The following is a 19,340-nucleotide window of genomic DNA, read 5'->3' on the forward strand; positions in this document are numbered from 1 at the left end:
ATGGGCATCGACGAACACCGGCTCAACGAGTTCCTGGGGCATGCGGTCGGTGACCTGGGCGCCGCGATCAGCGCCACGCTGATGCTGGTCGGCGATCGCCTGGGGCTGTACCGCGCCCTGGCCGATGCACCCGCCACGCCGGCCGAACTGGCCCAGCGCACCCACACCCACGAACGCTACATCCGCGAATGGCTGGGCAACCAGGCCGCCGGCGGTTACGTCAGCTTCGACGCGGCGAACGGGCGCTACTCGCTGGACGAGGCGCAGGCGCTCTGCCTGGCCAATCCCGACAGCCCGGTCGACCTGGCAGGCGCCTACTACATCGTCGAAGCCGCTTTCCATGCGCTGGAACGCACCACCGAGAACTTCCGCAGTGGCCAGGGCATGGAATGGGGCGAGCACCACGCCTGCCTGTTCCATGGCACCGAGCGCTTCTTCCGCGCCGGTTACCACGCCCACCTTCTGGCCGAATGGCTACCCGCGCTGGACGGCGCGGTGGAGAAGCTCGAGCGTGGCGCGCTGGTGGCGGACGTGGGCTGCGGCCACGGCGCCAGCACGGTGCTGATGGCCAAGGCCTTCCCGCATTCGCAGTTCGTCGGCTACGACTACCATGCGGACTCGATCCGTACCGCCAGCGAACGCGCGCAGGCGAGCGGCGTGCGCAACGCGCGTTTCGAAGTGGCCGACGCCGTCAGCTATGGCGAGGAGAGCCTGGACCTGGTCACCTTCTTCGACTGCCTGCATGACATGGGTGACCCGATCGGCGCGGCCCGGCACGCCCATGACGCGCTCAAGCCGGATGGCCACTGCCTGCTGGTGGAGCCTTTCGCCGGCGACCACGTGCAGGACAACCTCAACCCGGTGGGACGCGTCTATTACGGCGCTTCCTCGCAGATCTGCGTGCCGGTGTCGCTGGCCCGGCATGGCCCGGCGCTGGGCGCCCAGGCCGGCCAGGCCCGCCTGCACCAGGTGATGGCGGAAGGCGGGTTCCGGCGTTTCCGGCGCGCGGCGCAAACGCCGTTCAACCTGGTACTGGAAGCCAGGCCCTGACCCATCCCAAGGAGAACGCGATGCCCCGCTACCTGATCGAACGCGACATCGAAGGCGCCGGCCTGATGACGCCTGCCGAACTGAAGTCCGTTTCGCAGACGTCATGCAGCGTGTTGAACGAGCTGGGCCCGCAGGTCCAGTGGGAGCACAGCTACGTCACCGACGACAAGGTCTATTGCGTCTATCGCGCGCCCAATGAGGCGCTGGTACGGGAGCACGCGCAGCGGGGTGGCTTCCCGGCCAACCGCATCTCGGTGGTGAGCAGCGTCATCGATCCGCTGACGGCCGAGTGACGCCCGCGCGGGGCCGCCGTCACGGCTGCGGGGTGCGCAGGCGGTAAACTGTGCGTCCTGTGCGCTGGATACCCTGTATCCGGCGCTGCCGCTGTTTTGTGCGCCCATGACCGACAAGAAAAGAACGCCTGCCTCCACCACCCCCGCCGCCATCCCGCCGCTGCCCCGCGGCACGCAGTCGCGTGCCTGGTGGCGCGCGACTGCGTCACCGACCGCGCTGGCCTGGTTCATCGCCGCCGCCGCGCGGGCGCATGACGGGCCCGTGCTGGTGGTCGCACGCGACAACCACGACGCACACCAGATCGAAGCGGACCTGCACACCCTGATGGGCACCGATGCCGGCTTGCCGGTGGTGCCGTTCCCGGACTGGGAAACCCTGCCCTACGACCAGTTCAGCCCCCATCCGGACATCGTCTCGCAGCGACTGTCCGCATTGCATCGGCTGCCCACGCTGAAGCAGGGCATCGTCGTGGTGCCGGTGCAGACGCTGATGCAGCGGTTGGCGCCGCTGCGCCATATCGCCGGGGGCAGCTTCGACTACCGCGTCGGCCAGCGACTGGATTTCGACGAAGAGAAACGCCGGCTGGAATCGGCCAGCTACCGCCACGTGCCGCAGGTGCTGGACCCGGGCGACTTCGCCGTGCGCGGCGGCCTGCTGGACGTCTACCCGATGGGCGCCGACGCGCCATTGCGCATCGAGCTGCTGGACGACAGCATCGATTCGATCCGCGAATTCGATCCGGAAACCCAGCGTTCACTTGAAAAGACCGACGCCGTGCAGCTGCTTCCCGGCCGCGAAGTGCCGCTGGACGAGCGCACGGTGGAACGCGCGATGACGCTGCTGCGCGACCGCTTCGACGTGGACACACGCCGCAGCGCGCTGTACCAGGACCTGAAGTCCGGTCATGCGCCTGCGGGCGTGGAGTACTACTTGCCACTGTTCTTCGACACCACCTCGACGTTGTTCGACTACCTGGGCGAACGCGTCATGCCGGTGCTCGGCGACGGATTCGGCGAGGCGGCAGAAGCGTTCTGGGCGCAGACGCAGAACCGCTACGAACAACGCCGGCACGACATCGAGCGCCCGCTGCTGCCGCCGGACGAGTTGTACCTGCCGCCGGAAGCACTGCGCGAGCGCCTGAACCGTGGCGCGCGCGTGGAAGTCTGCGGCCCGCACCACACGCGGTATGCGGAGGCGCTGCCGCTGGGCGACCAGCCGCTGCCGCCCTTGCCGGTCGCGGCAAAGGATGCGCCGGCCGGTGAGGCGCTGAAATCATTCCTGTCCCACTACCCCGGCCGCGTGATGATCGCCGCCGACTCGGCGGGTCGTCGCGAGGCGCTGCTGGAAGTGCTGCAGGCGTCGGAGCTGAAACCGGACGTGCTGGCGGACTTCGGCGCCTTCCGCCACGGCTCCTCACGCTTCGCGATCGGCGTGGCGCCACTGGAAGACGGTTTCGCGCTGGACGATCCGCGCTTCGCCGTGTTGACCGAGCGCCAGCTGTTCCCCGAGCGCGCCACGCAGGCGCACCGACGCAAGCGCACCGGCCGCGAACCGGAAGCGATCATCCGCGACCTGGGCGAACTGACCGAAGGCGCGCCGATCGTGCACGAGGACCATGGCGTGGGCCGCTACCGCGGCCTTATCGCGATGGATGTCGGCGGCATGCCGGGCGAGTTCCTCGAGATCGAGTACGCCAAGGGCGATCGCCTGTACGTGCCCGTGGCGCAGCTGCACCTGATCAGCCGCTATTCGGGCGCATCGGTGGAGACGGCACCGCTGCATTCGCTGGGCGGCGAAGCCTGGGCCAAGGCCAAGAAGAAGGCGGCGGAAAAGGTCCGCGATGTCGCGGCGGAACTGCTGGAAATCCAGGCACGCCGGCAGGCCCGTGCCGGCCTGGCGCTGCACCTGGACCGCGCGATGTACGAACCGTTCGCGGCCGGGTTCCCGTTCGAGGAGACGCCCGACCAGCACCATGCCATCGAGTCGGTGATCCGCGACCTGGCCAGCAGCCAGCCGATGGACCGCGTGGTCTGCGGCGACGTCGGCTTCGGCAAGACCGAAGTCGCCGTGCGCGCCGCCTTCGCTGCCGCCAGCGCCGGCAAGCAGGTGGCGGTGCTGGTACCGACCACGCTGCTGGCCGAGCAGCATTACCGCAACTTCCGCGACCGCTTCGCCGACTGGCCGTTGAAGGTGGAAGTGCTGTCGCGCTTCAAGACCGCCAAGGAGATCAAGGCCGAACTGGAAAAGCTTGCCGACGGCAGGATCGACGTGATCGTCGGCACGCACCGCCTGCTGCAGTCCGACGTGAAGTTCAAGGACCTGGGACTGGTGATCGTGGACGAGGAGCAACGCTTCGGCGTGCGCCAGAAGGAGGCGTTGAAGGCCCTGCGCGCCAACGTGCACCTGCTGACGCTGACCGCCACGCCCATCCCGCGCACGCTGAACATGGCCATGGCCGGCCTGCGCGACCTGTCCATCATCGCCACGCCGCCGGCCAACCGCATGGCGGTGCAGACCTTCGTCACGCCGTGGGACGGGGCGATGCTGAAGGAGGCCTTCGAGCGCGAACTGTCGCGCGGCGGCCAGGTGTACTTCCTGCACAACGACGTGGAAAGCATCGGCCGCATGCAGCGCGACCTGCAGGAACTGGTGCCCGAAGCGCGCATCGGCGTGGCACACGGACAGATGCCGGAACGCGAGCTGGAACAGGTGATGCTGGATTTCCAGAAGCAGCGCTTCAACGTGCTGCTGTGCACGACCATCATCGAGTCGGGCATCGACATTCCCAACGCCAACACCATCATCATGAACCGCGCCGACAAGTTCGGCCTGGCGCAGCTGCACCAGTTGCGCGGGCGCGTCGGCCGTTCGCACCATCGCTCGTACGCTTACCTGGTGGTGCCGGACAAGCGCAGCATCACCGCCGATGCGCAACGCCGGCTGGAAGCCATTGCCTCGATGGACGAGCTGGGCGCGGGCTTCACCCTGGCCACGCACGATCTTGAGATCCGCGGCGCGGGCGAACTGCTGGGCGAGGACCAGAGCGGCCAGATGGCCGAGGTCGGCTTCAGCCTGTACACCGAGCTGCTGGAGCGCGCCGTGCGCTCGATCAAGGCCGGCCACCTGCCCGATGTCGACCTGGGCCAGGAACGCCGCGGCGCAGAGGTCGAACTCAACGTGCCGGCGCTGATCCCGGACGACTACCTGCCCGACGTGCACACGCGCCTGACGCTGTACAAGCGCATCAGCAGCGCGCGCGACAGGGACGAACTGCGCGACCTGCAGGTGGAGATGATCGACCGGTTCGGCCTGCTGCCGGATCCGGCCAAGTACCTGTTCGCCACCGCGGAATTGAAGCTTGCCGCCAATGCGCTGGGCATCCGCAAGCTGGAGCTGGGCGAAGCAGGCGGGCGCATCGTGTTCGAAAGCAAGCCCAACATCGACCCGATGGCGGTCATCCAGCTGATCCAGAAGCAACCGAAGCTCTACACGATGGACGGCCCCGACAAGCTGCGCATCAAGGTACCGCTGCCGGACGCGCCGGACCGCTTCAACGCGGCCAAGGGATTGCTGACCACCCTGGCCACATGACCACGTAGCGTGCGCCACGCGCACGATGCGCGGTTTGGCATCGTGCGGTCGTGCGCTTGGCGCACGCTACAGCTGCGACTCGATCGGCAGCCAACCGATCATGCGCGCCATGCCACGGCGCCACACGCTGGCTTCCGGCTCGCGATGCCAGACACGCGGCGGCGAGGTGGACCCGTCGTGCCAGCGGAGTTCGCCGCCCTGGAGCTGCACGCGGTAACTCTTGTCGGGCGCGATCTTGCCCTGGTAGCTGCGCAGCAGTTCGGCGGTGAGTGCACGGTCATGGAACAGCACGCCCATCTCGGTGTTCAGGCTGACCGAACGCGGGTCCATGTTGAACGACCCCACGAAGCCGGTTTCCGCATCCATGGCGAATGCCTTGGTGTGCAGGCTGGCGCCGCTCGAGCCGAACAGGCTGCTGTCCTGGTCGCCATGCGGCATCAGTTCGAACAGCGTCACGCCACCCTCCAGCAGCGGTACGCGGTACGGCGCATATCCACCGTGCACCGCCATCACGTCATTGGCCGCCAGCGAGTTGGTCAGCACGCTGACGTCCACTCCCTGCGCGCGCTTGTTGGTCAACCACGCCGCCCCCTCGTCGCCCGGCACGAAGTAAGGCGATATCAGGCGCAGTTCACGGCGGGCGGCATTCATCTCGCGCCCCAGCGTGGTCACCAGCCACGCGGACTTTCCGTCGCCCTTGCCCTTGGCAGGCGGATCGGAATGCACGCTGATCCGATCGGACCAGTGGAATGTCCCGCCACCGGCCAGCGCACGCATGCCTGGCGATTGGCGCAGGCGCTGCACATACGGGCCCGCCTGTGCGGAACGGTAGCCGGCATCGCCATGCTTGCGCAGCCGTTCCAGTGCGTCATCGTCCGCCCGGGTCAATGCCTCCAGCGGGATCACCGCGGCACTGTTCCAGAACGCGTCGAAGATGGCCTCGGTCTGTTGCACGGCCGGACCCAGCAGCACCGCGTCCAGGTCCATGAAGTTGGTGGCGGCGGACGCATCGAAATACTCGTCGCCGATGTTTCGCCCCCCGACCACGGCGACGCGGCCGTCGACGATCCAGGCCTTGTTGTGCATGCGCCGGTTCATGCTGACAGGTCGCAGCACCATTTCCAGCGCGCGCCCGACCGTGCCGTCGCGGCTGCGCGACGGGTTGAACAGGCGCACCTCGACGTTCCGGTGCCGGTCCAGCGCCGCCAGTTCCGAATCCTTGCCATGCGCGGTCATGTCGTCCAGCAGCAGGCGCACGCGCACGCCGCGATCGGCGGCGCGCAGCAGTTCGTAGTTCAGCAGGTTGCCGGTGAAGTCCTGGTTCCAGATGTAGTACTGCAGGTCCAGGCTGCGGCCAGCGGCGCGCGCGGTCGCCGCACGCACGGTGAAGGCATCCAGGTTGTCGGCCAGCAGGGCAACGCCGCTCTCGCCGGCATGCGTCTGCAGCAGGTCCGACACGGCACGGTCCAGGGGTGTCGCCGCCGCGACAGGCAATGCCTGCGAGGCCGCGCCGCGCGCGCGTTCGGCGAAGCGGCCGTAGCTGTATAGCGCCGCCCACGACAGCAGCGGCAGCAGCAATGCCACCAGGCCCATGCCGCGCAAGATCCGACGCATACCACCCCCTCTGGAAACCCTCGCCATCCTAACGCCTGCCGCACTTGCGCCGCGTGCAGGGACATTGCAGGCTGGCGCCGCCCACCCGACCGCCCTGGCCATGCACCCCATTCCATACCGGAAACTCCTGCCCGTCGCGATGCTGTTGCTGTCCATGCTGTTCGCCGCAGGCTGTGCCACCACGCCGCCCCCGGATGACGGCGGCGTGCTGTTCATCGTGGTGCGGCATGCCGAAAAGGCCAAGGACGATCCCGACAATCCCAGCCTATCGGCGGCAGGACAGGCACGCGCCGCAGCGCTGGCCCAGCGGCTCGCCGACCAGCCGCTGCGCGCGGTATACGCCACCGAGTTCCGCCGCACCCAGCAGACCGCACAGCCCACCGCCAGCGCGCACGGGCTGCCGGTGTCCGCCTACTACGCGAAGGGCGCGGCGAGCGAAACGGCGGCACGCTGGAAACAGCAGCACGTGCGCGGCGCCGTGCTCGTCGTCGGCCACAGCAACACGGTGCCGGACCTGGTCGCCGCGCTCTGCGCCTGCAACGTCGCCCCGATGGACGACACCGAATACGACCGCCTGTCACTGGTGCGCATCAACGCGCAAGGCGAGGCCACGCTGGACGTGCAGACCTACGGTAGCGGCCCGCCGTGACGCAGGCGACCGGCCACAGGCTTCCCAGGCCGACAGCGACCCGCGGCGCGGCCCGCTTCCACCGCGAGCTCGACGAGTGGCGGCTCGCCGCATGCCCCCGATTGGGGATGACACGCAACGGACCGTTTCCGTAATGTCATCGGTGCACATCCACACCCATGCCATGCTTGGCCCCTCGCCGGAGGACTCCCCATGACCACGATCATCTCGCCCCGCGTGCACGACCTGGGCGGCGGCTTCAACGTACGTCGCGCCGTACCCAGCCTGCAGGCCCGCAGCGTGGGACCTTTCGTGTTCGTCGATCACATGGGGCCGGCGGTGTTCGAGCCCGGCCGCGGCATCGACGTGCGCCCGCACCCGCACATCGGCCTGGCGACGGTGACCTTCCTGTGGTCCGGCGCCATCAACCACAAGGACACGCTGGGTTCGGAACAGGTCATCACGCCGGGCGACGTCAACTGGATGACCGCCGGCCGTGGCATCGCGCATTCCGAACGCACGCCGGGTGACGTCCGTGGCGGGCAGCACGACGTGCACGGCATGCAGACCTGGGTGGCGTTGCCGAAATCCTCGGAAGAAGTCGCGCCGGAGTTCCATCACCATGCCGCCGCGACACTGCCGGTGATCGAGCGCGCGGGTGCGCGCCTGCGCGTGATCGCCGGCACCGCCTACGGTGAGGAATCGCCGGTGAAGGTGTTCAGCGGCACGTTCAACGTGGCGGTGGACCTGGCGCCCGATGCCGAACTGGCGATCGATGCGGGCCATGTCGAACGTGCGCTGTACATACTGGAAGGCGATGCGCAGGTGGACGGTGCCGACATCCCGGAGAAGCACCTGGTGGTGTTCGACCCCGGCAGCCGCCCCGTGTTGCGCGCCAAGACGCCGGTGAAGGGGCTGCTGATGGGCGGCGAACCGCTGGATGCACCGCGCCACATGTGGTGGAACTTCGTCTCGAGCTCCAAGGAACGCATCGAACAGGCCAAGCAGGACTGGCTGGACGGGCGTTTCGGGCACGTGCCGGGCGAAAGCGAATTCATCCCCCTGCCCGACCGCTGACCGCGTCGCGGCGGGCGTAATTGTCAGTCTTGCTGCACTAGCGTTTGAATGCGGCCGCCGTAACGCAAAGCAAACACTTCCGCCCGAGTGCTTCCGCTATGTTGCCCGCACCGCCGCGTGGCGGTTCCGACAAGGCATGGGGGTTCCAATGAATCTTGCGAAGAAGCTGACGGCCGAGTTCCTCGGGACGTTCTGGCTGGTGCTCGGCGGCTGCGGCAGCGCGGTGCTGGCGGCCAACTTCGGCGGTGACGGCAACCCGCTGGGCATCGGCCTGCTGGGCGTGTCGCTGGCGTTCGGCCTGACGGTGCTGACCGGCGCCTACGCCTTCGGCCACATTTCCGGCGGCCATTTCAATCCCGCAGTGAGCGTCGGCCTGTGGGCCGGTGGCCGGTTCCCGGTCCGCGAGCTGGTGCCGTACGTGGTGGCGCAGGTGATCGGCGGCCTGGCGGCCGGCTTCATCCTCATGCAGATCGCGCAGGGCGCGGGTACCTTCACCACGGACCCGAACGCGGCGGGCGTGTTCGCCAGCAACGGCTATGGGGCGATGTCGCCCGGCGGCTACTCGGTGGCGGCGGCCTTCCTGACCGAGGTGGTGCTGACCGCGTTCTTCCTGATCGTCATCATGGGCGCTACCCACAGGCGCGCGCCGCCGGGCTTCGCGCCCATCGCCATCGGCCTGGCGCTGACGCTGATCCACCTGATCAGCATTCCCGTCACCAATACCTCGGTGAACCCGGCCCGCTCCACCGGCGTGGCGCTGTTCGCCGGCCCGGCCGCGATCGGCCAGCTGTGGCTGTTCTGGCTGGCGCCCGTCCTGGGCGGCCTGATCGGCGGCATGCTGTACGGCTGGCTGGGTCGCGACAACGACTGAGCCCACGGCCTGCGGTCCGGCGCACACCCGCCGGGCCGCAGCGTGCCGTGCATCGCCCCGCCATTCCCCCGCGTTGCCTTGCAGTGCAGCATGGGCTATGGTCTGTGCAACTGCCGGGGGAAATCGGCAGGGAACGCCGTGGAACGCCTGGGGAGGCGAACGGTCCGGACCTCACGGTCCACGCCACGACGGTCCGTAGTGACGCCCGCACCAACCATCTGCCACGCCGTGGCGATTGTCCAGGGGATGCCTCATGAAGACCTTGCCTGCGTTCTGCCTGCTCCTGCTGTCCGTGTCCGCGCCCGCGTGGGCGCAGCAGACACCGCCCTGTCCCACCTTGCCGACCAACGCCGAACTGCAATGGGAGCAGCGCGGCGACCACAGCTACATCGCGTGCAAGGCGGTGACGGCCGACGGACGGCAGGTGCTCAATGTCATGCTGACCTCGCGTGATCCCAAGATCAGCCTGGAGCGCGGTTTGCGCGCGGAGGAAGGCAACTTCTCCGGCCGCGAGATGTACTGGTACCGCCCCGACCTGGGCGGGCGCAACATGCCCGGCATGGAATCGCGCCGCATCACGGTGGTCAAACTGGGCAAGGACCAGTACGCGCAGGTCTGGATCAACGCCGAATCGCCGGCCGAACTGGCGACGCTGCGCTCGCTGGCACAGCAGCTGGATGTCAGCGCGGCCAGCGCCACGCTGCTGTCCGCGGGGCGCTGAGACCGGAGTATCGCGAGGCGCGACAGCGCCCCGCGTCATGACGTCAGAAGCGGCCTTCCTGGAAATCGACGAAGGCCTGCATCAGCTCCTGCCGGGTGTTCATCACGAACGGACCATGCCGCATCACCGGCTCGCGCAGCGGGCGCCCGGCGACCAGGATCAAGCGCGCGGGTTCGCGACCGGCACGCACTGACACGCGATCGCCGCCGCCCAGCACGCCCATCTCGTGCGTCTCGAGCGCACGCGCGTCATCGCCGTCACCCACCGTCACCGCGCCCTCGAACACATAGGCGAATGCGTTGTGGCCTTCCGGCAGCGTGTACTGCCACGCCTGCCCGGCCTGCAGGCCGACGTCCAGGTAGACCGGATCGGTGGCGGGCTGCGAGATCGGACCGGTCGTATCGCCCACGACGCCGGCGATGACCTTCACCTCGACGCCCTGGGCGGGATGCGCCACGGGGATATGGTCGGGGGCGAATTCCTGGTACTTCGGCGCCGTCATCTTGTCGCGTGCCGGCAGGTTCACCCAGAGCTGGAAGCCGCGCATGCGCCCGGACTCCTGCTCCGGCATTTCCGAATGGATGAGTCCTCGGCCGGCCGTCATCCACTGCACGGCACCGGGGGTCAACAGGCCCTCGTTGCCATGGTTGTCGCGATGGCGCATGCGGCCATCCAGCATGTACGTGACCGTCTCGAACCCGCGATGCGGATGCTCGGGAAAGCCCCCCAGGTAGTCCTCCGCCTTGTCGGTGCCGAACTCGTCCAGCAGCAGGAAGGGATCCAGGTCGGGCAGGTCGGGCCCGCCGATCACGCGCGTCAGCTTCACGCCCGCACCGTCGGACGTGGCACGGCCGCGCACCTTGCGGATCACGCGGGCGGAAGGGGTATCGGTCAGGGTGCTCATGGCGCCTCCAGTTCAACTGCCGACAAGATGGCACCGGCGTGGCCGCTTCGGAACGCCGATCACCGTAACCATCCGTTCCACCGGTGGATCATCCGCATGCGATGTGGCGCGACGTCGCGAAACCACCACTCCCGCATGGCCTCGCGACTCACGTCGCTCCCGCCGCGGCTATCCACACACCTCAGGCCACGTAGACCGACTTGATGTTCATGAACTCGTGGATGCCGTGCTCGGCCAGCTCGCGACCGAATCCCGAGCGCTTGGTCCCGCCGAACGGCAGGCGCACGTCGCTGCGGACGATGGCGTTGACGAACGCCGCGCCGACCTGCAACTGGCGCGCGATGCGGTCGCCGCGGTCGACATCCTTCGTCCACACGCTGCCACCCAGGCCGAACGTGGTGTCGTTGGCCACGCGCACGGCGTCGGCATCGTCCTTCACGCGCAGGATGCTGGCCACCGGGCCGAACAGTTCCTCCTCGTAGGCCGGCATGCCGGGCACCACCGCATCCAGGATCGACGCCGGATAGCCTGCATGCGAGGCATCGGGCTGGCCGCCCAGCAGCACCTTGGCACCCTTGCCGACGCTGGCCTGCACCTGTTTGTGCAGTTCGTCGCGCAGATCCTGCCGCGCCATCGGCGCCAGCGTGGTCGCATCATCCTGCGGGTCGCCCAGCCGCAGCTGCGCGGAGGCCTCCACGAAACGCGCGACGAACGCATCCGCGATGCCTTCCTGCACGATGAAGCGCTTGGCCGCGATGCATGTCTGACCGGCATTGCCGAAACGCGACGCCACCGCACCGGCGACGGCCTTCTCCAGGTCGGCATCATCCAGCACGATGAAGGCATCGCTGCCGCCCAGTTCCATCACGCTCTTCTTCAACTGCTGGCCGGCATTGGCCGCCACCGAGCGCCCTGCCCGCTCGCTGCCGGTCAAGGTCACCGCGGCCACGCGGGGATCGCGGATCACCTCCGCCGCCTGCTCGTTGTCGATGTGCAGTACGCCGAACACGCCATCCGGAACACCGGCGGCCGCCAGCACCGAGGCGATGACGTCGGCGCAGCGCGGGACGTTGCTGGCGTGCTTCAACACGGCGACATTGCCCGCCATCAACGCCGGCGCAAGAAAGCGGAAGACCTGCCAGAGGGGGAAGTTCCAGGGCATCACCGCCAGCACGCAGCCGATGGGCTCGTAGCGTACGTAGCTGCGCTGGCCGTCGGTGGTGACGGACCGGTCCCGCAGGTAATCGGCGGCATGGTCGGCGTAGTAATCGCAGGCACCGGCGCACTTGTCGACTTCGGCCAACGCCTCCTTGCGCAGCTTGCCCATCTCGGCCGTCATGATGCGCTGGATGTCGTCGCGACGACGCCGCAGCTCGGCGCCCACGGCGCGCAGCACTTTGCCGCGCTGGGCCAAGTCCAGCGAAGACCAGGCAGGAAACGCCCGTTGGGACGCGGCCAGCACGGCATCCACCTGCGTTGCGCTCATCAGTTCGTGGCGATACTCGACCTGGCCGGTAGCGGGATTGATGGTTTCGATGGTCATGGGCAGCGATAGGGGAACATGTCGCGAAATTATCCGTGCGACGGCGTTATCCGGCCGTCGTGGACCGGCCGGATCGGCACGGCTGCTTCAACCGTTTTCCTGCAGTGCCAGCTGCATGTCGCGCTGCCGCCGCTTCTCCTCGCGGTACATCAGCCACCAGCCCAGCAACGCCGCCAGCGACACGGCCAGGATCATCAGCGTGGCCAAGGCATTGATCTTGGGGCTCAGGCCCAGGCGCACCGACGAGAACACCTTCATCGGCAGTGTCGTCGAGTTGGGGCCAGCCACGAAGCTGGCGATGACCACGTCGTCCAGCGACAGCGTGAACGCCAGCAGCCAGCCGGACACCAGTGCCGGCGCGATGATCGGCAGCGTGATGAGGAAGAACACCTTGATGCGGTTCGCACCCAGGTCCATCGCCGCCTCTTCCAGCGACTTGTCCAGCTCGGACAGGCGCGAGGACACCACCACGGTCACGAACGCCAGCGTGAAGGTCACGTGCGCGATCCAGATGGACAGGATGCCCCGAGGCTGCAGGCCGACCAGTTGCCCCAGCGAGACGAACATCAGCAGGATCGACAAGCCGATGATCACTTCCGGCATCACCAGCGGCGCGGTGATCAGGGCGCCGAACAGGGTCTTGCCGGGGAACCGGCGCATGCGCGTCATCACCAGTGCCGCCATGGTGCCCAGCACCACCGCCGCCGTGGCCGTCCAGAACGCCACCTTGATGCTGACCCACGCCGCCTGCAGCATCTGCTTGTCGCGGAACAGTTCGCCATACCACTTGAACGAGAAGCCCGACCACACCGTGGCCAGGCGCGACTCGTTGAACGAATACACCATCAGGATGATGACCGGGATGTAGAGGAAGGCGAAGCCCAACCCCAGCACCGTCCAGGTGGTGGCACGCTGGCGCATCCGGCTCATGTCAGCCTCCCTTCCATCTCGCGCTGCTGCACCCGGTTGAAGATCAGGATGGGAATCAGCAGCAGGATCAGCATGACAATGGCCACCGCCGATGCCGCGGGCCAGTCGCGGTTGTTGAAGAACTCGCCCCACAGCACGCGGCCGATCATCAGCGTGTCCGGTCCGCCCAGCAGTTCGGGAATGACGAATTCACCCACCGCCGGAATCATCACCAGCATGCAGCCGGCGATGATGCCGGCCTTGGACAGCGGCAGGGTGATGGTGAAGAACGCTTTCCACGGCTTGGCGCCCAGGTCGTAGGCAGCCTCCAGCAAGCGGTTGTCGTGCTTCACCAGGTTGGTGTACAGCGGCAGCACCATGAAAGGCAGGTAGCAGTAGACGATGCCGATGTACGCCGCCATCGGCGTGTACAGGATCTGCAGCGGCTCGTCGATCAGGCCGATCTTCATCAGCACGTTGTTGATGATGCCGTTGTTCTTCAGGATGCCGATCCAGGCGTAGACGCGGATCAGGAACGAGGTCCATGACGGCAACACCACCAGCATCATCGCGATGTTGCGCGAGGAAGGCGGCAGTTTGGCGATGACGTAGGCGATGGGGTAGCCGATCAGCAGCGCCAGGAAAGTGGAGATGGCCGCGATCTTGATGGAGCTGAGGTACGCCTGCACGTACTGCGAATCGGTGAACAGCGCGACGTAGTTGCTGAGATTCAACTTCATCGTCAGCGCGTTGTCCACGTACTCCATGATGGGCGTGTACGGCGGCATGGCGATGGCGAGCTTCGAGAACGATATCTTCAGCACGATCAGGAACGGGATCGCGAAGAACAGCAGCAGCCAGACGTAGGGCACCGAGATCACGCCCCAGCGCGCGCCCGGCAACCGCTTGGCCAGCGAGCGGAGGATGTTCATGAGGTCAGCACCACGCCGTCGTTGTCGCCCCACCACACCCAGACTTCGTCGTTCCAGGTCAGGGCTTCGCTGGCCCAGCGCTGCACGTTGGCGAAGTTGGCCATGAACTTGTAACCGCTGGGCAGGCGCACGTGGTAGACCGAATGGCTGCCGAAATAGGCGATGTCCTCGATCACGCCCTTGGCCTTGTTGTGCGGCTGCGCGGGGGCCTCCTTGCCGATGCCGAGCTTTTCCGGGCGCACCGCGAAGCCGACTTCCTGGCCTTCGAAACCGGAAATGCCATGGCCGATATAGATCGGGTCGGGCAGCTGCGGCGAACGGATGGTGACGTAGTCCGCTTCGTCCTCTTCGACGACGCCTTCGATCAGGTTGACCGAGCCGATGAACTCGGCGGCGAAGCGGCTGGTGGGCTGTTCGTAGATCTCGTCGGGCGTACCGACCTGCCGTATCCAGCCCTGGTCCATCAGCGCGATGCGCGTGGCCATGGTCATGGCCTCTTCCTGGTCGTGGGTGACCATCACGCAGGTCACGCCCGATTTCTCGATGATGCTGACCAGTTCCAGCTGCATCTGCGAGCGCAGCTTCTTGTCCAGCGCACCCATCGGCTCGTCCAGCAGCAGAAGCTTCGGGCCTTTCGCCAGCGATCGCGCCAGTGCCACGCGCTGCTGCTGGCCACCGGAAAGCTGGTGTGGCTTGCGCTTGGCCAGCTTGCCCAGCTGCACCAGCGCCAGCATCTCTTCCACGCGCTTCCTGATGGCTTCCTTGGACAGCCCATCCTGCTTCAGGCCGAAGGCGATGTTCTGTTCCACCGTCATGTGCGGGAACAGCGCATAGGACTGGAACATCATGTTGAGCGGACGCTCGTACGGCGGCAGGTCGTTGAGCAGCTCACCGTCGAGATAGATCTTGCCGGAGGTGGGCTTCTCGAAACCGGCCAGGCAGCGCAGCAGGGTGGACTTGCCGCTGCCCGAGCCACCCAGCAACGCGAAGATCTCGCCCTTGCGGATGCTCAGGTTCGTGTCGTCGACGGCGACGAAGCCGTCGAACTCCTTGCGCACGTCCACGATGCGCAGGTAGCCGTCCGCAGTCCCTTTGCCGTTGGCCACCGCCTCCCTGCCGCCATTGCCCTGCTCTGCCGCCATGTCGATCCCCATCGTGTTGGTGAGTTGCCCGCACGGCAGCTGCGGGTGCGGGAGGTCGCCCGCAGGCGCGGGCGTCAACGGGGAAGCCGGCGACTGCGCCGTCGTCCGTCGGCACAGGCGCGACTTCCCCTTTCGTCGCCTACATCACTTGCCGGTTTTCAGCTCGGTCCAGATGCGCGTGTACTGGCGATCGACTTCCGGCGGAATGATGGCGAAGGTGAAGAGCTTGGCCTCCACTTCCGGCGTGGGATAGATCGTCGGGTCGTCGGTGATCGCCTTGTCCATCAACGCCTTGGCCTTGGGAATGGCATTGGGGTAGCTGATGAAGTTGGAATTGTTGGCCATCACCTGCGGGTCGAGCAGGTAGTTGATGAAGGCATATGCGGCATCGACATTCTTGGCGTCCTTCGGGATGGACAGCATGTCGAACCACTGCGGCGCGCCTTCCTTCGGAATGGCGTAGGCGATGTTGACGCCGTTCTTGGCCTCGGCGGCGCGGTCGCGCGCCTGGATGATGTCGCCGGACCAGCCCACCACCAGGCAGGTGTCGCCATTGGCCATCGCATCGATGTACTGCGAGGAATGGAAATTGGTGATGTACGGGCGGATGGTCTTGAGCAGCGCGGCGGCCTTGTCGATGACGGCCGGATCCTGGCTGTTGGGGTCCTCGCCCAGATAGTTCAGTGCGATCGGGATGATTTCCGACGGCGTGTCGAGCAGGGTGACGCCGCAATCCTTCAGTTTTGAAATGTTCTCGGGCTTGAACACGATGTCCAGGCTGTTGGCGATGTCGGTGTTGCCGAAGGCCGCCTTCACCTTGTCGACGTTGTAGCCGATGCCGGTGGTGCCCCACATGTAGGGAATGGCGTGCTGGTTGCCGGGGTCCTGGTTCTCCAGCCGCTTCATGATGGCCGGGTCGAGATTGGCGTAGTTGGGGATCTTGCTCTTGTCCAGCGGCAGGAACACGCCGGCCTGGATCTGGCGACCGAGGAAGTTCATCGTCGGCACCACCACGTCGTAGCCGCTGGAACCGGCCAGCAGCTTGGTCTCCAGGACCTCGTTGCTGTCGAAGACATCGTAGGTGACCTTGATGCCGGTGGATTTCTCGAAGTTGGGGATGGTGTCGTCGGCGATGTAGTCCGACCAGTTGTAGACGTTGACGCTCTTGCCGCCACCCTCGGCCGCAGGCGCGCCGCCTTCCTCACCCGATTTCCCACAGGCCACCAGGGTACAGAGGGCCAGGGTGGTCGCCAAAACTCGCAGTTTCATCAATCTCTCTCCTGTCGGGCCGCAAGGGCTGCTTGATGTGGTCCTGACGCTGCCGTGGCATGCGCCCGGGATTGCTGTCGATCCAATGGCCTGTGGTCCCTGCCGCGTTGCTCCCCTTCCCCTCCCCCGTACCGCTCCCCGCCTGCCTGTGCGGGGCTGCGTCACCTCACTGCGGGCGCGGCGGATGCACCACCGCGCCCCCGTTGCTTCACCGTCCCGTCTTCAGTTCGGTCCAGATGCGCGTGTACTGCCGGTCCACTTCCGGCGGCAGCACCGCGAAGGTGAACAGCTTGGCGTCCACCTCGGCGGGCGGATAGATGCTGGTGTCCTCGCTGATCGACTTCTCCACCATCGGGCGCGATGCCGGCACCGGGTTCGGGTAGGTGACGAAGTTGGTGTTGGCCGCGGCCACCTTCGGGTCCAGCAGGTAGTTGATGAAGGCATAGGCGTTGTCGACATTCCGGGCATCCTTCGGGATGGCCAGCATGTCGAACCATTGCGGCGCCCCTTCCTTCGGGATGGAATACGCCACGTTGACACCGTTGCCCGCTTCGGCGGCGCGGTCGCGGGCCTGGATGATGTCGCCCGACCAGCCCACCACCAGGCAGACGTCGCCGTTGGCCAGGTCGTTGATGTAAGAGGACGAGTGGAAATTGCGGATGTAGGGGCGCACGCCCTTCAGCAGCGCGGCGGCCTTGTCGATCACCTTGGGATCGAAGCTGTGCGGGTCTTCGCCCAGGTAGTTCAGCGCGATGGGGATGAGTTCCGACGGCGTGTCCAGCACGGTGATGCCGCAATCCTTCAGCTTCGCCGCGTTCTCCGGCTTGAACACCACGTCCCAGCTGTTGACCACGTCGGTGTTGCCGAACACCGCCTTCACCTTGTCCACGTTGTAGCCGATGCCGCTGGTGCCCCACAGGTAAGGCACGGCGTACTGGTTGCCCGGGTCCTGCAGCGCGATGCGCTTGAGCATTTCCGGGTCCAGGTTCTTGAGGTTGGGGATCTTCGACTTGTCCAGCGGCAGGAACACGCCCGCCTGGATCTGCCGGCCCAGGAAACTCAGCGACGGCACCACCACGTCGTAGCCGCTGGAACCGGCCAGCAGCTTGGTCTCGACCATCTCGTCGCTGTCGAACACATCGTAGGTGACCTTGATGCCGGTGGCTTTTTCGAATTCCGGCAACGTGTCCTCGGCGATGTAGTCGGACCAGTTGTAGACGTTGAGGGTCTTCGAAGGCGCATCGGCCGCCTTGTCCTCGTTGCCGCCGCAGGCGGCCAGCAGGCAGGCGGCCAGCACGACAGAGAGGGATGTCAGCTTCATCGCGTTCTCCTGAAGCATGGGGGAAGGGATGGGACCATCATACGCCCGGGTACGGCCACGGGAAGCCTGCCCGTCACCTCGCACATCTGTTGCTGCCTCCGGTTACAGGCCCAGGTCCTCCGCCGTTGCATTGAGGGCCTTCCATGCCTTCTCGAACAGTTCGTCGATCTGGGCGCGCGTGATGATGAGCGGCGGCGACAGCAGCATGGCGTCCCAGGTCGCGCGCAGGATCAGCCCGTTCTTCAGCGCATGGTCGCGGCACCGCGGACCAACCGTGCCGCGCTCGGGGAAGAACGCACGCTTGCGCTTGTCCGGTACCAGTTCCAGCGCGCCGACCATGCCGGCGATGCGGGCCTGGCCCACGAGGCGATGCTCGCCCAGCTCCGCCCAGCGCTGCGCCAGGTAGGGCGCGGTGTCGGTCTTGCAGCGCTCCACGATCTTCTCGTCCTGCAGGATGCGGATGTTCTCCAGCGCCACCGCTGCGCAGACGGGGTGGCCGGAATACGTGGCGCCATGCGCCAGCTCGCCGCCCTGCTCCTTCAGCACGCCGGCCACGCGGTCGTTGAACATCGCCGCGCCCAGCGGGATGTAACCGGACGTGATGCCCTTGGCCACCGGCATGATGTCCGGCTGGAAACCGAAGTACTGTGAACCGAACCACTCGCCGGTGCGGCCGAAACCGCAGATGACTTCGTCGGCCACCAGCAGCACATCGTACTGGCGGCAGATGCGCTCGATCTCGGGCCAGTACGTCTTCGGCGGGATATAGACACCGATGGCGCCCATGATGGGTTCGCCGATGAAGGCGGCCACGCGGTCGGGCCCCAGTTCCAGGATCTTCTGCTCCAGCCGGCGCGCGGCGGCCAGTCCGTATTCGTCCTCGCCCATGTCGCCGCCGTCGGCAAACCAGAACGGGGGGTCGATGTGGTGGATGTCGGGGATCGGCAATCCGCCCTGCTTGTGCATGCCCTTCATCCCACCCAGGCTGGCGCCGGCCATGGTGGTGCCGTGGTAGCCGTCGTGGCGGCCGATGAAGATGTTCTTCTGCGGCTTGTCCTGCACGGCCCAGAAGTGGCGGACCAGTCGCAGGATGGTGTCGTTGGCTTCCGAGCCGGAATTGACGAAGAACGCATGGTTCAGATCGCCCGGCGACAGCTCGGCGAGCTTGGCGGCCAGGTGGATGGTCGGCTCGGTGGTGCACTGGAAGAAGCTGTTGTAGTACGCCAGCTGCGTCATCTGCTTCGACGCGGCCTCGCCCAGTTCCTTACGCCCGTAGCCGATGTTCACGCACCACAGGCCGGCGAACGCATCTAGCAACTGGTTGCCTTCCGCATCCCACACATAGCAGCCCTCACCCTTGGTGAGGATGCGGGTACCCTTCTTCGCCAGCGCGGCATTGTCGTTGAACGGATGCAGGTGGTGCTCGGCATCGAGCTGCTGCAGGGTGCGGGTGTCGAGTTGGTTCATGTGAAAC

The 19,340-nt window shown here is 66.7% G+C and carries 16 protein-coding genes; 7 read left to right on the forward strand and 9 right to left on the reverse strand.

Going from position 1 to position 19,340, the window contains the following annotated elements; translation table 11 throughout:
* The 3 genes from OVA13_RS07195 (at position 1) to mfd (ending at position 4,935) form a co-directional block, all read left to right on the forward strand.
* Positions 1–1,050 (forward strand): class I SAM-dependent methyltransferase, encoded by a 1,050-nt coding sequence (locus OVA13_RS07195; protein WP_267793097.1) that lies wholly within the window; start codon positions 1–3, stop codon positions 1,048–1,050.
* A gap of 20 nt (positions 1,051–1,070) precedes the next feature.
* Positions 1,071–1,343 (forward strand): DUF4242 domain-containing protein, encoded by a 273-nt coding sequence (locus tag OVA13_RS07200; RefSeq protein ID WP_267793098.1) that lies wholly within the window; start codon positions 1,071–1,073, stop codon positions 1,341–1,343.
* A 106-nt stretch (positions 1,344–1,449) separates the two neighbouring features.
* Entirely contained in the window at positions 1,450–4,935 is a 3,486-nt protein-coding gene (mfd, locus tag OVA13_RS07205) for a transcription-repair coupling factor (protein ID WP_267793099.1), read from the forward strand.
* A 66-nt stretch (positions 4,936–5,001) separates the two neighbouring features.
* Here the strand turns inward: mfd and OVA13_RS07210 are convergent, their stop codons facing one another.
* Positions 5,002–6,549, reverse strand: a complete 1,548-nt coding sequence (locus OVA13_RS07210; protein WP_267793100.1) for a phospholipase D family protein — start codon at positions 6,547–6,549, stop codon at positions 5,002–5,004.
* A gap of 100 nt (positions 6,550–6,649) precedes the next feature.
* Between OVA13_RS07210 and OVA13_RS07215 the strand changes: the two genes are divergently transcribed.
* From OVA13_RS07215 to OVA13_RS07230, 4 genes are all read left to right on the forward strand, one after another.
* Positions 6,650–7,198: a histidine phosphatase family protein gene (locus OVA13_RS07215; RefSeq protein ID WP_267793101.1), complete on the forward strand. Its 549-nt coding sequence runs from the start codon at positions 6,650–6,652 to the stop codon at positions 7,196–7,198.
* 192 nt (positions 7,199–7,390) lie between these two features.
* Complete coding sequence (locus OVA13_RS07220) at positions 7,391–8,254, forward strand: pirin family protein (protein WP_267793102.1); 864 nt, start codon at positions 7,391–7,393, stop codon at positions 8,252–8,254.
* A 148-nt stretch (positions 8,255–8,402) separates the two neighbouring features.
* Positions 8,403–9,125 carry an aquaporin Z gene (gene aqpZ, locus OVA13_RS07225; RefSeq protein WP_267793103.1) on the forward strand — a complete coding sequence of 241 codons (723 nt, stop codon included), beginning with the start codon at positions 8,403–8,405 and terminating at the stop codon, positions 9,123–9,125.
* 253 nt (positions 9,126–9,378) lie between these two features.
* Positions 9,379–9,846, forward strand: coding sequence for a hypothetical protein (locus OVA13_RS07230; RefSeq protein WP_267793104.1), 468 nt, complete (start codon positions 9,379–9,381; stop codon positions 9,844–9,846).
* Between the two features lie 43 nt (positions 9,847–9,889).
* On the opposite strand, the gene OVA13_RS07235 is transcribed toward OVA13_RS07230, so the two are convergent.
* The 8 genes from OVA13_RS07235 to OVA13_RS07270 form a co-directional block, all read right to left on the reverse strand.
* Positions 9,890–10,750, reverse strand: coding sequence for a pirin family protein (locus OVA13_RS07235; protein WP_267793105.1), 861 nt, complete (start codon positions 10,748–10,750; stop codon positions 9,890–9,892).
* A 181-nt stretch (positions 10,751–10,931) separates the two neighbouring features.
* Positions 10,932–12,293: an NAD-dependent succinate-semialdehyde dehydrogenase gene (locus OVA13_RS07240; RefSeq protein ID WP_267793106.1), complete on the reverse strand. Its 1,362-nt coding sequence runs from the start codon at positions 12,291–12,293 to the stop codon at positions 10,932–10,934.
* An 87-nt stretch (positions 12,294–12,380) separates the two neighbouring features.
* Positions 12,381–13,223: an ABC transporter permease subunit gene (locus OVA13_RS07245; protein WP_267793107.1), complete on the reverse strand. Its 843-nt coding sequence runs from the start codon at positions 13,221–13,223 to the stop codon at positions 12,381–12,383.
* Positions 13,220–14,134: an ABC transporter permease subunit gene (locus tag OVA13_RS07250; protein ID WP_267793108.1), complete on the reverse strand. Its 915-nt coding sequence runs from the start codon at positions 14,132–14,134 to the stop codon at positions 13,220–13,222. Before OVA13_RS07250 ends, OVA13_RS07245 begins: the two co-directional genes overlap by 4 nt.
* Positions 14,131–15,276: an ABC transporter ATP-binding protein gene (potA, locus tag OVA13_RS07255; protein WP_267793476.1), complete on the reverse strand. Its 1,146-nt coding sequence runs from the start codon at positions 15,274–15,276 to the stop codon at positions 14,131–14,133. Before potA ends, OVA13_RS07250 begins: the two co-directional genes overlap by 4 nt.
* 144 nt (positions 15,277–15,420) lie before the next feature.
* Positions 15,421–16,545 (reverse strand): polyamine ABC transporter substrate-binding protein, encoded by a 1,125-nt coding sequence (locus tag OVA13_RS07260; RefSeq protein WP_267793109.1) that lies wholly within the window; start codon positions 16,543–16,545, stop codon positions 15,421–15,423.
* Positions 16,546–16,753: 208 nt separating this feature from the next.
* Entirely contained in the window at positions 16,754–17,866 is a 1,113-nt protein-coding gene (locus tag OVA13_RS07265; protein WP_267793110.1) for a polyamine ABC transporter substrate-binding protein, read from the reverse strand.
* Positions 17,867–17,968: 102 nt separating this feature from the next.
* Positions 17,969–19,333, reverse strand: a complete 1,365-nt coding sequence (locus tag OVA13_RS07270) for an aspartate aminotransferase family protein (protein ID WP_267793111.1) — start codon at positions 19,331–19,333, stop codon at positions 17,969–17,971.
* Positions 19,334–19,340: the final 7 nt, after the last annotated feature.

Origin of the sequence: Pseudoxanthomonas sp. SL93, assembly GCF_026625825.1 — a bacterium.
Lineage (GTDB): Bacteria > Pseudomonadota > Gammaproteobacteria > Xanthomonadales > Xanthomonadaceae > Pseudoxanthomonas_A.

Excerpts from the sequence above, each read along its gene's own strand:
- OVA13_RS07195 (WP_267793097.1), top strand. The coding sequence starts at position 1 with ATGGGCATCGACGAACACCGGCTCAACGAGTTCCTGGGGCATGCGGTC.
- OVA13_RS07200 (WP_267793098.1), top strand. The coding sequence starts at position 1,071 with ATGCCCCGCTACCTGATCGAACGCGACATCGAAGGCGCCGGCCTGATG.
- mfd (WP_267793099.1), top strand. The coding sequence starts at position 1,450 with ATGACCGACAAGAAAAGAACGCCTGCCTCCACCACCCCCGCCGCCATC.
- OVA13_RS07210 (WP_267793100.1), bottom strand. The coding sequence starts at position 6,549 with ATGCGTCGGATCTTGCGCGGCATGGGCCTGGTGGCATTGCTGCTGCCG.
- OVA13_RS07215 (WP_267793101.1), top strand. The coding sequence starts at position 6,650 with ATGCACCCCATTCCATACCGGAAACTCCTGCCCGTCGCGATGCTGTTG.
- OVA13_RS07220 (WP_267793102.1), top strand. The coding sequence starts at position 7,391 with ATGACCACGATCATCTCGCCCCGCGTGCACGACCTGGGCGGCGGCTTC.
- aqpZ (WP_267793103.1), top strand. The coding sequence starts at position 8,403 with ATGAATCTTGCGAAGAAGCTGACGGCCGAGTTCCTCGGGACGTTCTGG.
- OVA13_RS07230 (WP_267793104.1), top strand. The coding sequence starts at position 9,379 with ATGAAGACCTTGCCTGCGTTCTGCCTGCTCCTGCTGTCCGTGTCCGCG.
- OVA13_RS07235 (WP_267793105.1), bottom strand. The coding sequence starts at position 10,750 with ATGAGCACCCTGACCGATACCCCTTCCGCCCGCGTGATCCGCAAGGTG.
- OVA13_RS07240 (WP_267793106.1), bottom strand. The coding sequence starts at position 12,293 with ATGACCATCGAAACCATCAATCCCGCTACCGGCCAGGTCGAGTATCGC.
- OVA13_RS07245 (WP_267793107.1), bottom strand. The coding sequence starts at position 13,223 with ATGAGCCGGATGCGCCAGCGTGCCACCACCTGGACGGTGCTGGGGTTG.
- OVA13_RS07250 (WP_267793108.1), bottom strand. The coding sequence starts at position 14,134 with ATGAACATCCTCCGCTCGCTGGCCAAGCGGTTGCCGGGCGCGCGCTGG.
- potA (WP_267793476.1), bottom strand. The coding sequence starts at position 15,276 with ATGGCGGCAGAGCAGGGCAATGGCGGCAGGGAGGCGGTGGCCAACGGC.
- OVA13_RS07260 (WP_267793109.1), bottom strand. The coding sequence starts at position 16,545 with ATGAAACTGCGAGTTTTGGCGACCACCCTGGCCCTCTGTACCCTGGTG.
- OVA13_RS07265 (WP_267793110.1), bottom strand. The coding sequence starts at position 17,866 with ATGAAGCTGACATCCCTCTCTGTCGTGCTGGCCGCCTGCCTGCTGGCC.
- OVA13_RS07270 (WP_267793111.1), bottom strand. The coding sequence starts at position 19,333 with ATGAACCAACTCGACACCCGCACCCTGCAGCAGCTCGATGCCGAGCAC.